Origin of the sequence: Paludibacter propionicigenes WB4, from assembly GCF_000183135.1 — a bacterium.
GTDB lineage: Bacteria > Bacteroidota > Bacteroidia > Bacteroidales > Paludibacteraceae > Paludibacter > Paludibacter propionicigenes.
Genome location: NC_014734.1, coordinates 2606437 through 2625289, shown reverse-complemented (window position 1 = coordinate 2625289; position 18853 = coordinate 2606437). Strand labels below are relative to the sequence as shown.

Here is an 18853-nt window from a genome sequence, read left to right as displayed (position 1 = left end):
GTCATTTACACATTAAAGCGGAAGTGCATAATATCACCATCGGTCACCACGTATTCTTTACCTTCAACACTCATTTTCCCGGCTTCTTTGCAGGCAGCTTCCGAGCCCAGGGTGGTGAAATCATCATACTTGATCACTTCGGCACGGATAAATCCTTTCTCGAAGTCGGTGTGAATAACGCCGGCACACTGTGGAGCTTTCCAGCCGCGTCCGAAAGTCCATGCACGTACTTCCTGTACACCGCAGGTAAAGTAGGTCTGTAGGTCTAATAAATGGTAGGCTGCACGTATTAAACGAGCCACGCCCGATTCGTTGAGTCCCACTTCCCCGAGGAACATTTGACGTTCTTCGTAAGTTTCCAGTTCGGCAATATCGGCTTCGGTAGCCGCAGCCACAATTAGAATCTCAGCTCCTTCGTCTTTAACCGATTCACGCAAGGCATCAACATAAGCATTACCTTTAACAGCTGACGCTTCATCAACATTACATACGTACATCACAGGTTTGTCGGTAAGCAAGTACAGGTCTTTTACCAGTTTTTTATCCAACGGATCCAACTTTACCGTACGTGCCGATTTTCCCTGCAATAAGGCATCACGATACTGAACATAAATATCATATACCGTTTTGGCTTGTTTGTCGCCGGCTGCAGCTTGTTTCTGTACTTTGCTAATGCGGCTCTCTACTGTTTCGAGATCTTTGAGCTGTAATTCATAGTCGATAATTTCTTTATCGCGCACCGGATTGATGCTTCCATCCACGTGTGTAATATTATCGTTATCAAAACAGCGTAACACATGTAGAATAGCATCCGTTTCGCGGATGTTGGCCAGGAATTTATTGCCTAACCCTTCGCCTTTGCTCGCACCTTTTACCAGTCCGGCAATGTCCACAATTTCTACGGTTGTCGGAACAATACGTTGTGGGTGAACAAGTTCTGCCAGTTTATTTAGTCGTTCGTCCGGAACTGTGATTACGCCTACATTGGGTTCGATAGTACAAAAAGGGAAGTTTGCAGCTTGAGCTTTAGCATTTGAAAGACAGTTGAATAACGTTGATTTACCAACATTGGGTAAACCCACGATACCACATTGAAGAGCCATATTTTTTGAATGTTTAGTTGTTGAATTGTGTAATGACTGAATCGGGTCAGCATTTTCGGGTTGCAAAGATACGATAAAAAACCGGAGCAGAAAATAGGATTGTGTGACTTCAAACTAAGCAATGCCAGCTACTTACTACTTGCAGCTTACCGCTTGCAACTTGTGACTTGTTGTCATCCCCATAAATTGGCAATTACTTCAGGGAAATACCGATGTTCCAGCGTGTGTACTTTTTCGGCAATCATATCGGGGGTATCTGTTTCAGACACCGGGCAAGTTGCCTGAAAAATGATATTGCCTTCGTCGTAGTTACCATTTACATAATGTATGGTAATACCGGATTCGGTTTCGCGGGCATCAGCCACCGCTTTGTGCACATGGTGTCCGTACATACCTTTACCGCCAAACTTTGGTAATAGTGCCGGATGTATATTGATAATCTTATTAGGGAACAAATCGATAAGCGTTTGTGGAATTTTGAGCAAGAACCCGGCTAGTACGATACAGTCTATATGGTGTTTTTGTAAAATATCGGGAATAGTTACTCCATCCAAAAATTCATCACGCGAGAAAGTAACCGAAGGAATTCCAAGCAAAGCAGCACGTTGATGAACATAGGCATCCGGCTTATTGGAAAGAATGAGCGGAAAATCGAACTTATTATTTCCGGCAAAATATCGAATTATATTTTCGGCATTCGAACCGGATCCGGAGGCTAGAATCGCTATTTTTAAAGGCATTTCATTTTGTTTAAACCTGCACAAAAGCAAGGGATTTGTGCAAAAATAACATTTTTTTTCATGAAAAATGAGGTTATGTCGATAAAATTTGTTTCCTTTGCACCGCAAAATTATAAAAACAATTTCAATTTATAAACTTTAAAAAAAAATTATGTCAGAAGTAGAAGCTAAAGTAAAAGCAATCATCGTAGACAAATTAGGCGTAGAAGAAGCAGATGTAACTCCAACTGCTAGTTTTACAAACGACTTAGGTGCTGATTCATTGGATACTGTAGAATTGATTATGGAATTCGAAAAAGAATTCGGCATTTCTATTCCAGACGAACAAGCTGAAAAAATTGCTACCGTTGGTGACGCTATCGCTCACATCGAAGCATTACAAAAATAATCGTTTTCCAGAATAATTTATTATGGAATTGAAAAGAGTTGTAGTAACAGGTTTAGGTGCAATTACTCCATTAGGAAATTCTACCCCCGAATTGTGGGATAATATACTAAATGGTGTTAGTGGAGCCGGACCTATTACTCATTTCGATGCTTCTCAGTTTAAAACCCGCTTTGCATGCGAGGTAAAAGATTTCGATCCTTCGAAGTATTTTGACCGCAAAGAAGCCCGCAAACTGGATATTTACGCGCAGTATGCCATAGCAGCTGCCAAAGAAGCAATTGAAAACTGTGGGGTGGATTTAGAAACAATTGATAAAGACGAAGTAGGAGTTATTTTTGCAGCAGGTATTGGTGGTATTCTTACTTTCGAGCAAGAAATTGCATACTACTATACCAATAAAGAACAAGGACCTAAGTTCAATCCGTTCTTCATTCCAAAAATGATTTCGGATATTGCCGCCGGTCAGATTTCCATCATGTATGGTTTCCGCGGACCAAATTATTCGACCGCTTCAGCCTGCGCTTCTTCTACCAACGCTATCATCGATGCTTTTACATACATCCGTATGGGTAAAGCCAATATGATTGTAGCCGGTGGTGCTGAAGCTGCAATAACTCCCGGTGGAGTTGGTGGTTTTAATGCTTTAACGGCTTTATCAACCCGCAACGATGAACCAACTGCTGCTTCGCGTCCATTCAGCAAAAGCCGTGATGGCTTTGTAATGGGTGAAGGTGCCGGCTGTCTTGTTCTTGAAGAACTTGAACATGCCATTGCCCGTGGAGCCAATATTCTTTGCGAAGTAGTTGGTGGAGGTATGTCGGCTGATGCTTATCACCTGACTGCAACACACCCCGATGGTTTGGGTGCTAAACTGGTAATGAAACGTGCATTGAAAGATGCCGATTTAAATCCGGAAGATATTGATTATATTAATGTTCACGGAACATCTACCCCGGTAGGAGACATCTCTGAGTCAAAAGCGATCAAGGAAGTGTTTGGTGACCATGCATACAAACTCAATATCAGCTCTACCAAATCAATGACAGGCCACTTACTGGGTGCTGCCGGTGCTGTTGAAGCTATTGTTTCAGTATTGTCTGTAGTTAACGATATTGTTCCTCCAACCATCAATTTTACTGAAGGCGACGAAGATCCTGATATCGACTATAATCTTAATTTTACCTTCAATAAGGCTCAAAAACGAACTGTAAATGCAGCATTGTCCAACACCTTCGGGTTTGGCGGACATAATGCGAGTGTAATTGTAAAAAAATACTCAAAATAAGTTTGTGATTAAGAATATTCTTTTAAAAATAAGGCTCCTTTCGAAAGCTCGAAAAGAGCCTTATTTGTTATTCCACAAAGTACTCGGTTTTTATCCTGATAAAATTGAGTATTATCAATTGGCGGTTCGTCATAAGTCCGTATCCATCCCTACCGAAAACGGACGCAACCTGAGCAACGAACGACTGGAATTTCTGGGAGATGCTGTGCTTAATTCTGTTGTAACAGACATCCTTTACAGACGCTACAAAGAGGAACGTGAAGGTTTCCTGACCAATACAAGATCAAAAATTGTAAAGCGTGACTCGCTCAACAAGCTGGCACTTGAAATTGGGCTGGACAAACTGGTTAAGGTCACAAAGTACGTCAACGCACACACCAACAACAATATTTACGGAAATGCACTTGAGGCATTATTGGGTGCTATATACCTGGACTACGGCTATAAGAAATGCAAAAAATTTGTAGAGCAACGCTTGTTCAAAAGTTTTGTAAATCTTGATAAAGTAGCCGAAAATGAAGTCAATTTTAAATCGAAACTGATAGAATGGTGTCAGAAAAATAAACTTGAAACAGAATTTATCCTCCTGAGCGAAACCATGAGCGGCTCCAATAAACATGTTTTCTTGTCGGGCTTAATGATTCAGGGACAAAAAATATGTGAAGCGAGCGGAATGAGTAAAAAGGAATCTCAACAGAATGCCTCGCGAATCGCTTTTGAAATAATCGAATCAAATCCGGATATCCTGAAAGAATTAAAATCCGACCAGAATCAGGTACCGCAAGAAAATATGTCTCCTCCCGACCAAGCTATTGAATTCATTGATATTCAACAATAATAGTCCAATAAAATAAGCAGCATTTGCACATTTTGAATAAAATCGTGCAATACTTTTATGTTTATATATATCTTTGCATATAGATATAATACCATTGCAAGAAAACCAAAAAAACAAACGATATGGAAAACTTTCACCTTTCGCATTTAATCTCATCGCAAGCAAAGAAATACGGAGAAAGAGCTGCGTTGTATCATCGCGAAGAACAAACCGATGAGTGGACTAAAATTTCGTGGAACAGCTTCGCCAAAGAAGTGTCTTCAATTTCAAAGTCATTTGTGGAGATTGGAGTTTCTGAACAGCAACGCGTGGCTCAGTTTTCGCAAAACAAAGCTGAAAACCTGATTATTGATTTTGCCTTGTTTGCCAACAGAGCTGTTATGGTACCACTGTACGCAACTTCATCGGCTCAACAGGTGGAATACATTGTAAACGATGCAGAAATCGGAGTAATATTTGTTGGTGACCAACAGCAGTATAATATCGCCTACGAAGTAGCTCAGCAATCCAAATACCTGAAGAAAATCATTGCTTTCGACAAAAAAGTGGTATTTGCCGACGCTGCAAATGCAATGTACTATAGCGATTTTCTATTGATAGGCGAAAAGTCTACGAAACACTTTGAAGTAGATCATCGACATAGCGAAACCTCAGAGAGCGATCTGGCGTGCATTTTATACACCTCCGGCACTACGGGCAACCCCAAGGGTGTAATGATGCCTCATTCGTGCTTTACAGAAGCCATGCGCATACATAATATACGCCTCACAAGTATTACCGATAAAGATACCAGCATTGCTTTCTTGCCGTTATCACACGTATTCGAGCGCACATGGTGTTATTTTTGCATTTTCAAAGGAGTGACTATTTACATCAACCTCCGCCCTACCGAAATACAACAAACCATCAAGGACGTTCATCCGACCTTAATGTGTGCAGTACCTCGTTTCTGGGAAAAAGTTTACGCTGGGGTGAAAGAAAATTTGTCCAAATACTCTCCTATCATGCTTGGTGTTATAGCATGGGCTGTAGCTACCGGAAAGAGACACAATGTCGACATACTTCGGAAAGGAAAACAACCGGATGTATTCTTAAAATTCGGGTACTCAATTGCCGATAAATTAATCTTCTCGAAAGTAAAAGAAACATTAGGAATAGAAAATGCCAATATGCTTCCTACAGCCGGAGCCAAATTGTCCGACGAAATTGCATTATTCTTCAGAAGTATCGGAGTTCCTATCGTGTATGGCTACGGACTTACCGAAAGCACAGCCACTGTATGTTGTTACGAGTATGTTGGATACGAAATAGGCACAGTAGGCAATATTATGCCCGATGTGAGCGTGAAAATAGGTGATGACAACGAGATACTGCTCAAAGGAAAAACAATTTTCCCGGGATATTATAATAATCCTGAAGCAAATGCGGCTTCTTTTACCGAAGATGGCTGGTTCAAAACCGGTGATGCCGGATATATCAAAGACAATAAAATTGTTTTGACCGAAAGGATTAAAGATTTATTCAAAACATCGAACGGGAAATACATTGCTCCACAGGAAATAGAAACCCGCCTAGCGCTGGACAAATATATTGAACAAGTAGCTGTGATAGGTGATGAACGCAACTATGTTACGGCTATTATTGCACCTAACATTCCGGCTTTGGAAGAATATGCTCAGAAGCACAGTATAACTTACGAAAATATTGATGACTTGCTTAAATCGCCAAAAATTCATGAATTTCTACAAGCCCGGATCATCGAACTGCAAAAAGGGATGGCTAATTATGAAATAATCAAGCGATTCACTTTGATCCGCAAAAGTTTTGCTATCGAAACCGGCGAACTTACCAATACTTTAAAGATACGCCGTGCAGTTGTTATGCAAAAATACAAATCATTGATTGATGAAATGTATGCAAATTGATCTTTAGCTTAATAAAAGCAACAGCTTTTTATTCAAATTGTATGTTTTACAACATATTATTTGTAATTTTACGCCGACATTTATTTACTTATAACAACGTTTTTAAAACAAACAATTATGTTATCTGAAAAAATTGGAAGCAATGCAGGTCTGGTATGGACAGCATTGCAGCATGGCGAACTGAATGTAAAAGCCATAAAAAAGCTAACTAAACTCAACGAGAAAGACCTGAATTTGGCTCTCGGTTGGTTGGCACGTGAAGGAAAAGTAAAGTTTGGTGAATCAGAAGGTGAATTAGTCATCAAGCTGACCTGACTCCGATTATGTAGAGGATTTTATTGATTTAATATCAATACACACTTTAGCAAAAAAGGGATTATCAATTTGTGATAATCCCTTTTTGAGTTTGCTACAGAAACTAACAGATTACTTTCCTGTGCCGGAGAGCGCTATAACCCGATCAGGCAAACCACCTCCGGAAACAGTGAGAATTGCATTATGAGTTCCCAACGTAGTGGGAACATAATTAATCGAGACGGTAGCACCACCAATGCCGTTTCCAGCACTTTTTGTAACAGTGCCGGCAGAAAGAGAAAACAATGAAGCATCTGTACCTGAGATGGTAAGACTTAAATCTCCTACAATATCTGAAGTAGTAATGTTCAGTGTTTTGGTATTTGTAGTGAAGAGTTTTGTTGGCAAAAACTGTAGTGTATTATCAACAGTTCCTGCAAAAATAACAGGAGAATTCGGACCAATCGATGCAGTTCCACTTACACTATAGGTTGTGGTGGTTAGATTATCAGAGCTAATATTTAATTGATCCGTCTGAGTTCCGGTAGATACAGGGTTATAGCGTATCTCAATAATTGCATTCACCGCTCCTGAAGTTGGTACTATGGTCAGTGATTTAGACCACGTTTCGTCAGTCGAGAGCTTTACTTCAAAATTAACTCCATCCCTGAATGCTACATTCAGATTAGAAATTAGGTTCAGAGCAGAAATGCTGATTTTTTGAGAAGTTGTTGGCGTACCAAAGAATGTACTATAATTCACCAAATTAGCCGAAGTGGAAATTTTTGGTGGCATAAAATCAAAAGTGATATTATCGGGTGTTTTCGTGATGTTTTTAATCGCTCTGTTTATATCCACACCTGCCCAGGTTGTAGGGGTGAATGAACCGCTGGTAAATGCGCTTCCGGTGGTTGCTAAAGAACCATCGGTAGGTTGCAGATACAAATGCATATGATTGGTGGCATTCTGCGTATTTCCACTGAAATAATTGATTGAATTGTTAGTCCATGCAGTTTGATTATAGTCGATGTGCCAAACACACATTCCTTCGGCAGGTAAATACGTATCCCAGCCTGTTTTTTTCCTATATTCTGCTATAAAAAATTCATTTGGACTTGGATTTGTTGCACTTAAATTGTGATTAGTTGCCGAAATCAGGTATGCTTGCCCCGAAGTGCCAGCTGGTTGGGTAGTTCCCTGATAAAGTGGATATAAAGTCAGTTTAGAAGCTGTACTCACCTGCTCCGGAGTAAAATATCCCAGATAAAACCTGTCGTAAGCAGAATACAATGGAGGTGTTTTGCCATTGTTATTATAGTTTCCGGCGTCCATAATACTCCATGAATTCAGAGTATTGCTATGGGATCCGGTTGTATCGTAATAGTCCGGAAGTCCCAGTACATGTCCAAACTCATGGCAGAAAGTCCCGATACCACACATATTACCACCTGTGTAGCCACTTAATTCGGAAGTACAAGCAAAGCCAGACAATAGTTTTCCGTTGAAAGTGATAGACTCTGTAGTTCCCGTGTAATTCCCATTCACAATAACAGACGAACTTTGAGGCCAGACAGTATTTGCATTAATACTACCATCCGAACCGTCTTCTGCTTCATTATAGCCTGCATAGCATACAAAAACATTATCAATAACGCCATCGTTGTCCGTATCGTATTGAGAAAAATCCACCCCTGCCTGACTCGCAAGCGTACAAGCATCAACTACCATTTGCACCGGATTGGCATCGCCGTTAGCACCGTCGGCACCATAAAAAGCCATATTATTAGGCAATGTTACCGGACCTACAACATCAAACTGTGGAGACAACTTACCGTATGTACTTGCCATAAAATAATCGCGTGCAGAGCCTGTGGCACCGTTTGAATTATATCCTTCTTTATTCAGTAAATCAGCAAAAGCTGTTTTTGGTGAAGGAGTTATAAAACTTACATCCGAAAAATTTACCAAAATCACCAGTATTTTAGGAGATCCGGCAACGGCAAATACATTTTTACGTTGACTTTGTATATTTAATGCCTTTACTTTTGATGGTGCTTTCTGTATTTTTTCGATCTGAGACGCCTGATTTATATTCTTCAGGTATTGCAGCTCGTCAAAAGATCTTTTATTTGCATTTTTGGCTATAAAATTGCTTTCTATCAGATCCCCGGTAGCACTAACCGAAGCATAAGTCAAAAAACCGTTTCTATTCTTTTTGAGTAAAAAGCCGTCCTCTGTAGTGGTATAATGTCTAAATTCATCCCCTTGCCTAACTACGGTCAATAGCGTGCCGTCGGGTTGTTTTATTGTGAAGGGACGAGGATATGCTTTAACTGCATAAACCTGTAGAAATATAAGTTGATAAAAAAAGACACTAAGCGTCACGAGTATAAGTCTTTTGTTCATAATAATAGACATTTTACAATTTATTTTTCTTGGGGCAAATGTAGCAATAATTTTCGATTGTTACTTTTACTTAAACCACTTTATCGCAAATAATATGACAAAATTTCATGTATGATAATTTTTTCAAAGACGAAGTAACATAGATTTATTTCTTTGTAAATAAGTTTGTTTTAAAATTTCAGTCTTTCTACTCAAATCATTTTTCTAAAAAGCACCTGACTAAATGACTGTAACACATTGATAAAGTGAGACATAATGGCACGTTTCCATGTCTGGCATTTTATTTGAAAATTGGTTTTCAACAAGAATAAAACTAATTGTTTAATTTATAAAAATGGAGGATTAAATTATGTCACTCGTTAGATTTTCAAACCAGTTACCATCGGTTTTTGACCGTTTTTTTGAAGGCGATTTATTCGATTGGTCAAACCGCAACTTTTCTGTTACAAATACTACATTACCATCTGTAAATATCAAACAAAATGCTGAAGAATTTACAGTGGAAGTAGCCGCTCCTGGATTCGAAAAAGCTGATTTCAAGCTGGAAGTACACAATGATTTACTGACAATATCGTCAGAAAAAAAAGTGGAAAACGAAACTAAAGAAGGAGAACAATTCACCAAACGCGAATTTAGCTATCAGTCTTTTACGCGTTCGTTTACTTTACCTGAAATAGCCGACGGAGAAAGAATTGAAGCCAACTACGAAAATGGAATTTTGCGTATTGTGATTCCGAAAAAGGATGAAGCTAAACCAAAACCGGCACGTATGATTGAAATTCAATAATACGTACGGTGCATGCCAAAGGAAAGGGAAACAGAGTGCTGTTTCCCTTTTTTATTGCCAACACATTCAATTCAGAAAGTGTAATTAAGTATTTTCAATAAAAAAACAAACATTTATATCGAATATCAATAAATATGTTTTGTTATTCAAAAAAAAATATCTTTCTTTGCACAGAATATTCAGTTTTAATATATAATCATCATTACATTATTTTATGAAACAGTTTTTGAAATTTACTCTTGCCTCTATCGTTGGTATTTTTATTACCTCTTTACTGGGCGTACTTATTTTCTTTATTGTGTTGGGCGCTGCAGCTAGTTCAGGAGAAAAAACCACTGTCTTAAAATCAAATTCTATTTATGAGCTAGACCTGGAAGGATCGTTGGTTGACAGGTCAGAGGATAATCCGTTTTCAAATGTTTTGGGCAAAGCGCTTGGTTCAAGCTCTGAAAACTCGCTCGGACTTGATGAAGTACTCAAAAACATCGAAAAAGCTAAGAATGATGATAATATTGTTGGTATTTACCTCAAAGGGGGTTCACTTTCAGGTGGAATCGCTTCAGTAAAGGAAATCCGTAACGCGCTGATTGATTTCAAAAAATCGGGTAAATTTATCGTTGCTTATGCCGATAATTATTCTCAAAAAATGTATTATCTGGTATCTGTGGCCAATAAAATTTTAATCAATCCGCAAGGAATGCTCGAATTAAAAGGGCTTTCTACCGAAACCATGTTTCTAAAAAATACGCTGGACAAACTGGGCATTGAAATGCAAATCGTAAAAGTTGGTACATTCAAATCGGCTGTAGAACCTTACATACTGACCAAAATGAGCGATGCAAACCGTCTGCAGGTAAATGTTTTCCTGAATTCTATCTGGAATACTATATTGAAAGAAATATCTGCTTCGCGGAAAATTCCGACGGAAAAACTCAATAGTTATGCCGATGAAATGATGATGTATCAACCTACCGAAAAATCTAAACAATACAATTTAGTCGATTCACTTGTATATGCAGATCAGGTTGATAGCATACTTCAAAAATATGTCAAAGACTTTAAGAAAGGCGATGATCTTGTTTTCGTCAAAAACTCAGCTATGAGCAAACTTCCTGACAACAGTAAATACGATAAAAATAAAGTCGCAGTTATTTATGCTATTGGCGAAATCACCGACACAGAAGGTGACGAAATTGTAGCGCGTGATATGGTCAAAACAATCAACGATGTAGCAAAAGATTCAGCCGTTAAGGCAGTGGTATTACGCGTCAGCTCTCCGGGTGGTAGTGCTTATGCCTCCGAACAAATATGGCATGCGCTGAGTATGCTTAAAGCAAAGAAACCATTAATTGTATCTATGGGTGATTATGCAGCTTCAGGAGGATACTACATATCCTGTTTGGCCGATAAAATTATTGCACAACCAAACACAATTACCGGTTCCATTGGTATTTTCGGAGCTATTCCAAACATCAAAGGTCTGAATGAAAAACTTGGTCTGACTTATGATGGTGTAAAAACCAATAAAATGAGCGACGGTATATCCATCAATCGCTCGTTTACTCCGGAAGAACGTGATTTGATGCAAAACTACGTGAACCGTGGATATGAGTTATTCGTAAAACGTTGTGCGCAGGGACGAAAGATGAAAGTTGAACAGATCAAAGCCATTGCCGAAGGAAGAGTTTGGACAGGCGAAGATGCTATCAAAATTGGACTTGTAGATAAAATAGGTGGACTGAATGATGCTATAAAACTGGCGGTAGATAAAGCAAAACTTAGCTCATACAACCTGAAAGAATATCCTGAAAAAGAAGATTTTACAGCTAAATTACTAAAAAGCTTAACGGAGGATGTAGAAGCTCGCGTTATGGAAGCTCAACTGGGTGAGCAATACAGTATTTTGAAAAAAATTAAAAGCCTCGATAAGATTAACGGAATTCAGGCTCGATTACCATACGACCTGAATATTCGATAATTTTCTTTTTGCGTTTTTTTATATATGACAGGGGGAACAAAGCGCGATGTTTTGTTCCCCTTTATATATCAACCGAAAACAATATGACGCCTCTAAATTTGCATGTTTATTCAATAAATTTTCCTAGATTTGCCGGATAAAATTAAAAACGCATTCCATGAAAAAGATCATAATACTAGCTCTTTGCGTTCTGTATGGCATTTCCTCCACAAGTAAAGCAGCTCAACCGAATTTACGCGTAATGATATTTACAAAGACAGCCGGATTTTACCATGCTTCTATTCCTAATGCAATGAAAGCATTTTACGAAATAGGCCGTAAACAAAAATGGCAAATTACTTTTACCGAAGACTCTACCTTGTTTACAGATCAAGAATTGAAGAAATTCGATGCAGTGGTATTCTTACTCACAACCGGAAATAATTTATTGAACGAGAAACAGAAAGTAGCGCTCCAACACTATGTTGAAAACGGAGGTGGGTTTGTTGGAGTTCACACTGCTACCGATACCGAATATAAATGGCCCTGGTACGAGAAATTAGTCGGTGCTCATTTCTTAGGCCATCCGCCGGTACACGAAGGAAAACTGGTGATTGAGAATAAGAATCATCCTTCCACCCAGTGTTTTGAAGCCGACACGGTGAAATGGACAGATGAGTTTTATACTTTCGACAGAAATCCTCGCCTGAATACCAACCTGGCGATTTTAGTCTCTATTGATGAAAAATCGTATAATATCACTGAAAATCCTTGGTTCAAAAATGTAAATCTGGTGATGGGCGATCATCCGTTAATCTGGTGTCAGCAGGTTGGCAAAGGCAGAAGCTTCCAAACGGCATTAGGACATACGCCCGAGGTGTATGATAATTCCTTGTTCAGAAAACATCTTACCGGAGCCATACAATGGGCAGCGGCAAAAAACAATTAACTTCCAATTTGACTTTTCCTTTAAAAAACAAAACAAATTCTGTATGAAAAAAAATCTTTCAAAAGTACTGGTTGTGTGCATCATACTCTTATCATGCGCCACTTCGTGCAAACAAACCAAATCCGGCAACGATAAGGCTGATTCATTAGCATCGCACATCGACTCAACAGCTAAAGCAGGAGACGATTTCTTTCAATATGCAAACGGTCGGTGGTTTAAACAAAATGCCATTCCTGCAAGCGAGCAAAGCAATGGTATTTGGCAGCTGATACAAGACACTATCAACGCCCAAATTCGAAAAGTTTGTGAGTCGTCGGCAGCAATTAAAGATGCCAAAACCGGAAGCAACAAGCAAAAAATCGGGGACTTCTTTTACTCGGGCATGGACAGTGTATCGCTAAACAAAAAAGGGATAAGCGACCTGAAAATAGATTTGCAGGCCATAGACAATATCAAAGATATGAAAAGTCTAATCAGGGAAGCAGCCTATATTCATACGGTTGCGGCATCTCCGCTGATGGGCTTTTACATAGCACAAGACGATAAAAACAGTACCAAATATCAGGTGTATATCACTCAGGGCGGTCTAAGTTTGCCCGATCGGAGTTTTTATTTTGATACTGACGCAAAAGCAAAAACTATACGTGAAAAATTCGTGGTACATGTAAGCAATATGTTCAAAATCATGGGCTATGAACCGTCTAAAGCCAAACTATCGGCTGAAAAACTGATGGAAATGGAGACAGCCATAGCCAAAACATCGCGCAAAAGAGAAGATACCCGCGACCCGCTCACCAACTATCATAAAATGACTTTTGAAGCATTGACCGCGCTGACACCCAATATAAGCTGGACCACTTTTGTGAACACTGCCGGATTATCTAAGGTAGATACAGTCATTGTAACCCAACCTGAATTCCTTACTGCCCTGAATGGGTACTTAAAGAAATATAGTCTCGACGAATGGAAGAATTATTTGAAGTTCCAATTATTGAGCGGATTGGCAGCTTATATGGACGATAAAACATATAATGAGGATTTCAGTTTCTTCACTGCTACTTTGCGTGGCGTGAAGGAGCCTAAACCACGTTGGAAACGTGTAGTTCAGGAAACCGATGGAGCACTGGGCGATTTGGTGGGACAGGTTTATGTCAGCGAATATCTACCCAAAGGCACTAAAGAAAAGCTTCTGGAAATAGGTAATGCCATCAAAACTGTTTTTGCCGAAAGAATAAAAGGACTTGACTGGATGAGTGCCCCTACAAAAGAAAAAGCGCTCAAGAAACTGGATGCCGTAATTATGAAAGTAGGTTATCCTGATAAATGGAAAGATCTTAGTTCGATGCAAATAAACCGCAACTCGTATGTAAAGAATGTGATGAATGCTAATCAATGGGGCTTCAATCATATGATACAGAAATATGGGAAGGCTGTAGATCGCACCGAATGGGACATGCAACCACAAACCTATAATGCTTATTACAATCCGTCGAACAATGAGATTGTAATCCCCGGATGTAACATTATTGTGCCGGGCTACGAAGGGAAAATGCCCGACGATGCATTATTGTATTCAATTATCGGAGGCACTTTCGGACACGAAATTACACATGGCTTCGATGATCAGGGCTGCAAATACAACGAACTGGGTAACCTGAGCAACTGGTGGACTCCGGAAGACAGCAAAAAATTCAACGCGAAAACCAAGATGATTGTAAAACAGTTCAATGACTACGTTGATGTTTACGGACTACATGTAAACGGTGAACTGACGCAAGGTGAGAATATTGCCGATTTGGGTGGTGTAATCATGGGTTACGAAGCATTCAAGAAAACAGCACAATTTAAAAATAATGAACTGATAGCCGGACTCAATCCGAGTAAACGATTCTTTCTGGGCTATGCGCTGGCATGGATGGTGAATATGCGTCCCGAAGCAATAGCCAACCAAATAAAGAGCAACGAACACGCTCCGGCCAAATGGCGGGTTATCGGACCATTGTCCAACATGCCTGAATTCTTCAGCACTTTCGGTATCAAGAAAGGCGATAAAATGTGGCGGGCAGAAGATCAACTGGTGAAAATCTGGTAATACTTAAAGCGGGAACAAAATAAGATATTTTGTTCCCGCTTTTTTATCAGTAATAAGATTGAGCTTATTTAATCCCTACCACTTCATATCCTACATTATCGACCGCTGCTTTAAGTGTTTCATCACTTACCTCTTTCAATAAAGTAACTTTGGCTGAATTAGCTTCCAGGTCCACTGCTGCTGTCACGCCATCGATGGCGTTTAAGGCTTTTTCTACACGAGCCGAACAGTGACCGCAGCTCATACCTTTAATTTGCAATGTTTTTTCTGACATAATTATAGATGATTTATTAATTGATTATTTATCATTCTCTACGCTAGGTTTAAAGCGCAATAAGCGAAGTGCGTTTAATACGACTGTAACTGAACTTAGACTCATAGCCGCAGCTGCAAACATTGGATTAAGCTTCCAGCCGAGCACACTATAAAACACACCTGCAGCCAATGGAATACCAATGATATTATAAAAGAACGCCCAAAACAAGTTCTGCTTGATATTCTGCATTACCGCTTTGCTTAGTCGAATAGTAGTGACAGCATCCAATAAATCGCTACGCATCAACACTACGTCGGCCGATTCAATTGCCACATCGGTTCCAGCCCCAATGGCTATGCCTAGGTCGGATCGCATCAATGCCGGAGCATCGTTAATACCATCGCCCACCATCGCCACATTTCTTCCGGCAGCCTGTAGTCGCGTTATTTCTTTATCCTTATCTTGCGGAAGCACCTCGGCAATTACTGTGGAGATATTCAATTGTTGTTGCATAGCCATAGCAGTCTTAGCATGATCACCGGTAAGCATTACCACGTCCATACCCATCTGCCTGAATCTTTCAACAGCCTCTTTGCTGGTGGTTTTAAGCGTATCGGAAACAGCAATAATACCCAAAACCTCTTTCTGATTGGCTATAAACAAAGGCGTTTTACCCTCATCAGCCAGTTTATCGGCCAATGCATTAAAATGCTGAAAATCGAGTCCCCGATTATTTATCAATCTATGATTGCCTGCTAAATACTTTGTTCCATTCATCGAACCTTCTACTCCCTGCCCGGGAATAGCCTGAAAATCTTTAACGGGCAGAATCTCTGCTTTTTGGTTTTCTGCTTCTAGCAGAACAGCTTCCGCCAAAGGATGTTCGGACAGTTTTTCGAGCGATGCTGCAATGATCAACAATTCAGAGTCTGATATAGACTTTGAACTAAAAATATCTGTTACGCGAGGCTTTCCTTCGGTAATCGTTCCGGTTTTATCGAGTACTATTGTATCTGTTTTTTGCGCCTTCTCCAGCGATTCGGCAGATTTAATCAGGATACCATATTCAGCTCCTTTGCCTGTTCCCACCATGATAGCCACCGGTGTGGCAAGCCCCAACGCACAGGGACAGGAAATAACCAATACTGCAATGCCTATGGACAAAGCAAAATCAAAAGGATAACCCAATATAAGCCAAACCACTATTGACAACAAAGAAATAGTAATAACCACCGGTACAAAAACCGCACTTATTCTATCGGCCAGTTTAGAAATAGGAGCTTTGGAAGATGACGCATCTTCCACCAAACTGATAATCTGCGAAAGCGTAGTATCTTTTCCTATCTTTGTTGCTCTCAATGTAAAAAATCCAGATTTATTGATGCTGGCAGACAGCACCGTATCGTTTTTTTCTTTAAAAACAGGGATGCTTTCACCTGTTAAAGCCGATTCGTCGACTGACGAACTGCCACTTTCTACAATTCCATCCACCGGAATACGTTGCCCGGGACGAACAACTACCACGTCGCCCACCAAAACCTGTTCCACCGGAATTTCCACTTCTTCATTGTTTCGGATGACCACGGCGGTTTTCGGAGCTAAATCCATTAATCGTGTAATAGCGTTCGAAGTACGGTTTTTCGATTTAGCCTCAAGGTATTTACCCAACGTTATAAGCGTTAGTATGGTGGCACCCGACTCAAAGTATAAATCTTCAGAAAATCTCGCGGCCGTTTGCATATCGGCATGCCCCAGAGCATAGCCTATCTTATAAATTGCGAAAATTCCATACAGAATTGCTGCCGAAGAACCGATTGCAATCAACGAATCCATGTTGGGAGCAGCTTTAAACAAGGACTTAAATCCGTTTTGAAAATATTTCTTATTGACAAAAACTATGGGCAATGTGAGCAGAAACTGAGTGAATGCAACCATCAATGCATTTTCGGTGCTATGAAACGTGTGTGGTATCGGCAGTCGCAGCATATGCCCCATGGAAATGTAGAGTAACGGCAACAGAAAAACAAAAGAAATCCACCAGCGCTTTTTCATTTCATCCTGTTCCAACTTCACAAAATCAATCTTAGGTTCTTGTCCGGTAGTAACATTAGCTGCATCAACCCGGAGGTGAGCTTCATAACCAGCCTCCTCAACCGATTTTTCGATAGCAACGGTATTGAGATTCAGTTCGTCAAAACTAACGGTCAAGCTGTTTGTCAGTAAATTGACATTGACATTTTTTACTCCGTCCAGTTTGCTTACACTTTTCTCAACATGCGAAACACATGCAGTGCACATCATACCGGTAACATCGAATTTTTCTGTCTTCATTTTTATAAATGGGATTTTGCTCACAAAACATTTAAGAACAAATTAAGTTCATCGGAAAAGTACCTGAACTGATTTCATCTCAAAAAAACGAACAGAATTTTCAGAGTCCATCGTTTTCTAATATCTTTGCAAACGTATTTGGTTTACTATCTGTTTGTGAATTCTCATCGTAGAATGTTCAAAATTACAATTAATTATAAAAAATGACTGACAAACCTGAAGATAAATTACCGTCTATTGAACAAATAGCTGATTTACTCATTGATATAGCTTGCGAGCTTATGACCTCAGGCGCTCACACGATGCGAATTTTACAAAATGTTTCGCGTATGGCCGAGAGTTATGGTTATAAACTGGATTTATCGGTATTTCAACTGAGCATCATGATGACCATCACCAGTAAAGATGATGAATCAAAGCGACTCACATTAAACCGAAAAACAAAACCGCTATTAATCAACTACAGATTTGTTTCGAATCTAAGTTCGCTGAGTTGGGATACCTACGATAAACACTTAACGTACAAAGAAGTAAAAGAACGTTTTCATGAAATAATTTCTGAGAAACGAGTTTCAAGATGGCTCATCCTCATCCTTGTATCGTTTGCCAATGCCTCATTTTGTGGTCTGTTTAAAGGCGACATATACGCTGTAGGACTTGTATTCATAGCTACTTTGATAGGTTTCTTTGTGCGTCAGGAAATGATGATCCGACATGTCAATCATTTGGTAATCTATGCTTCGAGTGCATTTATTGCCGGTCTTATAGCCGGGATGGGATATATTTTTCATTTAGGAAATACCCCCGAAATTGCATTGGCATCCTGTGTTCTGTACCATACACCCGGAGTTCCGTTGATAAATTCTGTTTTAGATATTATTGAAGGGCACATACTTACGGGCATTTCCCGATTAGTGAACGCGTCAAGTTTAATTGCTTGCACTGCCATTGGATTATTTTCCGCAATGTTATTATTAGGATTAGATAAGTTATGACAACACCAGAAATGATGCAATTAATTATTATTGATGGAGTAATGGCAGCAGTAACTGCTATTGGTTTTGCTATCAGCTCTAATCCATCACGTAAAGCTATTTTAATATCGGCTCTTTTGGCTGCCATTGGACACGGGCTGCGGTTTGCTTTCATACAGTCAGGGATGGATATTTCAGTATCAACATTTATAGTTGCAACGCTTATCGGGCTGTTAAGTATTTTATTTGCCCGTATAATCCATTGTCCTGCTGAGGTCTTTTCTTTTCCTTCGCTTCTGCCAATGATCCCGGGGCTATTTGCATACCGAACCATTCTGAGCCTGATCAAATTTATGCAAAATACAAGTCCGGTTAAAAATCAGGAATTCATTATGGACTTTTTTCACAACGGGATGACGACTTTGTTTATACTGTTGGCATTGGTTGTAGGAGTTTCTTTGCCTGTGTTATTGTTCCCAAAACTTTCTTTCTCGGTAACACGCAGGTATTAAAATACAAAACCTTTAT

Annotated in this window: 16 protein-coding genes; 11 read left to right on the top strand and 5 right to left on the bottom strand. The window is 39.6% G+C overall.

Going from position 1 to position 18853, the window contains the following annotated elements:
* Positions 1-5: 5 nt before the first annotated feature.
* Together ychF and purN are read right to left on the bottom strand one after the other, a co-directional pair.
* Positions 6-1103, bottom strand: coding sequence for a redox-regulated ATPase YchF (gene ychF / locus PALPR_RS10790; protein WP_013445663.1), 1098 nt, complete (start codon positions 1101-1103; stop codon positions 6-8).
* A gap of 173 nt (positions 1104-1276) precedes the next feature.
* Positions 1277-1843, bottom strand: a complete 567-nt coding sequence (gene purN / locus PALPR_RS10785; protein WP_013445662.1) for a phosphoribosylglycinamide formyltransferase — start codon at positions 1841-1843, stop codon at positions 1277-1279.
* A gap of 151 nt (positions 1844-1994) precedes the next feature.
* On the opposite strand from purN, the gene PALPR_RS10780 reads away from it, so the two are divergent.
* The 5 genes from PALPR_RS10780 (at position 1995) to PALPR_RS10760 (ending at position 6594) form a co-directional block, all read left to right on the top strand.
* On the top strand, positions 1995-2231 hold the full coding sequence (locus PALPR_RS10780) for an acyl carrier protein (protein ID WP_013445661.1): 237 nt from the start codon (positions 1995-1997) through the stop codon (positions 2229-2231).
* Between the two features lie 22 nt (positions 2232-2253).
* Complete coding sequence (gene fabF / locus PALPR_RS10775) at positions 2254-3516, top strand: beta-ketoacyl-ACP synthase II (RefSeq protein WP_013445660.1); 1263 nt, start codon at positions 2254-2256, stop codon at positions 3514-3516.
* A gap of 4 nt (positions 3517-3520) precedes the next feature.
* The gene (gene rnc / locus PALPR_RS10770; protein WP_013445659.1) at positions 3521-4354 is read left to right on the top strand and encodes a ribonuclease III; all 834 of its coding nucleotides are present in this window, start codon (positions 3521-3523) and stop codon (positions 4352-4354) included.
* 122 nt (positions 4355-4476) lie between these two features.
* Positions 4477-6279, top strand: coding sequence for an AMP-dependent synthetase/ligase (locus PALPR_RS10765; RefSeq protein WP_013445658.1), 1803 nt, complete (start codon positions 4477-4479; stop codon positions 6277-6279).
* 117 nt (positions 6280-6396) lie between these two features.
* The gene (locus PALPR_RS10760) at positions 6397-6594 is read left to right on the top strand and encodes a winged helix-turn-helix domain-containing protein (RefSeq protein WP_013445657.1); all 198 of its coding nucleotides are present in this window, start codon (positions 6397-6399) and stop codon (positions 6592-6594) included.
* A gap of 111 nt (positions 6595-6705) precedes the next feature.
* Here PALPR_RS10760 and PALPR_RS10755 read toward each other — a convergent pair whose 3' ends face one another.
* Positions 6706-8979: a M6 family metalloprotease domain-containing protein gene (locus PALPR_RS10755; protein ID WP_013445656.1), complete on the bottom strand. Its 2274-nt coding sequence runs from the start codon at positions 8977-8979 to the stop codon at positions 6706-6708.
* A gap of 349 nt (positions 8980-9328) precedes the next feature.
* Here PALPR_RS10755 and PALPR_RS10750 point away from each other — a divergent pair, with 349 nt between their 5' ends.
* The 4 genes from PALPR_RS10750 (at position 9329) to PALPR_RS10735 (ending at position 14764) form a co-directional block, all read left to right on the top strand.
* On the top strand, positions 9329-9766 hold the full coding sequence (locus PALPR_RS10750; protein ID WP_013445655.1) for an Hsp20/alpha crystallin family protein: 438 nt from the start codon (positions 9329-9331) through the stop codon (positions 9764-9766).
* A gap of 214 nt (positions 9767-9980) precedes the next feature.
* Entirely contained in the window at positions 9981-11744 is a 1764-nt protein-coding gene (gene sppA / locus PALPR_RS10745; protein ID WP_013445654.1) for a signal peptide peptidase SppA, read from the top strand.
* 157 nt (positions 11745-11901) lie between these two features.
* Complete coding sequence (locus tag PALPR_RS10740) at positions 11902-12672, top strand: ThuA domain-containing protein (protein ID WP_013445653.1); 771 nt, start codon at positions 11902-11904, stop codon at positions 12670-12672.
* A gap of 43 nt (positions 12673-12715) precedes the next feature.
* Positions 12716-14764, top strand: a complete 2049-nt coding sequence (locus PALPR_RS10735) for a M13 family metallopeptidase (RefSeq protein ID WP_013445652.1) — start codon at positions 12716-12718, stop codon at positions 14762-14764.
* A 64-nt stretch (positions 14765-14828) separates the two neighbouring features.
* Here the strand turns inward: PALPR_RS10735 and PALPR_RS15950 are convergent, their stop codons facing one another.
* Complete coding sequence (locus PALPR_RS15950; RefSeq protein ID WP_013445651.1) at positions 14829-15038, bottom strand: heavy-metal-associated domain-containing protein; 210 nt, start codon at positions 15036-15038, stop codon at positions 14829-14831.
* Positions 15039-15062: 24 nt separating this feature from the next.
* The gene (locus PALPR_RS10725) at positions 15063-17351 is read right to left on the bottom strand and encodes a heavy metal translocating P-type ATPase (RefSeq protein ID WP_013445650.1); all 2289 of its coding nucleotides are present in this window, start codon (positions 17349-17351) and stop codon (positions 15063-15065) included.
* Positions 17352-17554: 203 nt separating this feature from the next.
* Here PALPR_RS10725 and PALPR_RS10720 point away from each other — a divergent pair, with 203 nt between their 5' ends.
* Together PALPR_RS10720 and PALPR_RS10715 are read left to right on the top strand one after the other, a co-directional pair.
* Complete coding sequence (locus PALPR_RS10720) at positions 17555-18346, top strand: threonine/serine exporter family protein (RefSeq protein ID WP_013445649.1); 792 nt, start codon at positions 17555-17557, stop codon at positions 18344-18346.
* Positions 18343-18837: a threonine/serine exporter family protein gene (locus PALPR_RS10715; RefSeq protein WP_013445648.1), complete on the top strand. Its 495-nt coding sequence runs from the start codon at positions 18343-18345 to the stop codon at positions 18835-18837. The genes PALPR_RS10720 and PALPR_RS10715 overlap by 4 nt, the downstream gene beginning before the upstream one ends.
* The last annotated feature ends 16 nt before the right edge of the window (positions 18838-18853 follow it).

Bases quoted from the DNA above. Each gene is read 5' to 3' on its own strand.
- ychF (WP_013445663.1), bottom strand. From the start codon at position 1,103: ATGGCTCTTCAATGTGGTATCGTGGGTTTACCCAATGTTGGTAAATCA.
- purN (WP_013445662.1), bottom strand. From the start codon at position 1,843: ATGCCTTTAAAAATAGCGATTCTAGCCTCCGGATCCGGTTCGAATGCC.
- PALPR_RS10780 (WP_013445661.1), top strand. From the start codon at position 1,995: ATGTCAGAAGTAGAAGCTAAAGTAAAAGCAATCATCGTAGACAAATTA.
- fabF (WP_013445660.1), top strand. From the start codon at position 2,254: ATGGAATTGAAAAGAGTTGTAGTAACAGGTTTAGGTGCAATTACTCCA.
- PALPR_RS10765 (WP_013445658.1), top strand. From the start codon at position 4,477: ATGGAAAACTTTCACCTTTCGCATTTAATCTCATCGCAAGCAAAGAAA.
- PALPR_RS10760 (WP_013445657.1), top strand. From the start codon at position 6,397: ATGTTATCTGAAAAAATTGGAAGCAATGCAGGTCTGGTATGGACAGCA.
- PALPR_RS10755 (WP_013445656.1), bottom strand. From the start codon at position 8,979: ATGAACAAAAGACTTATACTCGTGACGCTTAGTGTCTTTTTTTATCAA.
- PALPR_RS10750 (WP_013445655.1), top strand. From the start codon at position 9,329: ATGTCACTCGTTAGATTTTCAAACCAGTTACCATCGGTTTTTGACCGT.
- sppA (WP_013445654.1), top strand. From the start codon at position 9,981: ATGAAACAGTTTTTGAAATTTACTCTTGCCTCTATCGTTGGTATTTTT.
- PALPR_RS10740 (WP_013445653.1), top strand. From the start codon at position 11,902: ATGAAAAAGATCATAATACTAGCTCTTTGCGTTCTGTATGGCATTTCC.
- PALPR_RS10735 (WP_013445652.1), top strand. From the start codon at position 12,716: ATGAAAAAAAATCTTTCAAAAGTACTGGTTGTGTGCATCATACTCTTA.
- PALPR_RS15950 (WP_013445651.1), bottom strand. From the start codon at position 15,038: ATGTCAGAAAAAACATTGCAAATTAAAGGTATGAGCTGCGGTCACTGT.
- PALPR_RS10725 (WP_013445650.1), bottom strand. From the start codon at position 17,351: ATGAAGACAGAAAAATTCGATGTTACCGGTATGATGTGCACTGCATGT.
- PALPR_RS10720 (WP_013445649.1), top strand. From the start codon at position 17,555: ATGACTGACAAACCTGAAGATAAATTACCGTCTATTGAACAAATAGCT.
- PALPR_RS10715 (WP_013445648.1), top strand. From the start codon at position 18,343: ATGACAACACCAGAAATGATGCAATTAATTATTATTGATGGAGTAATG.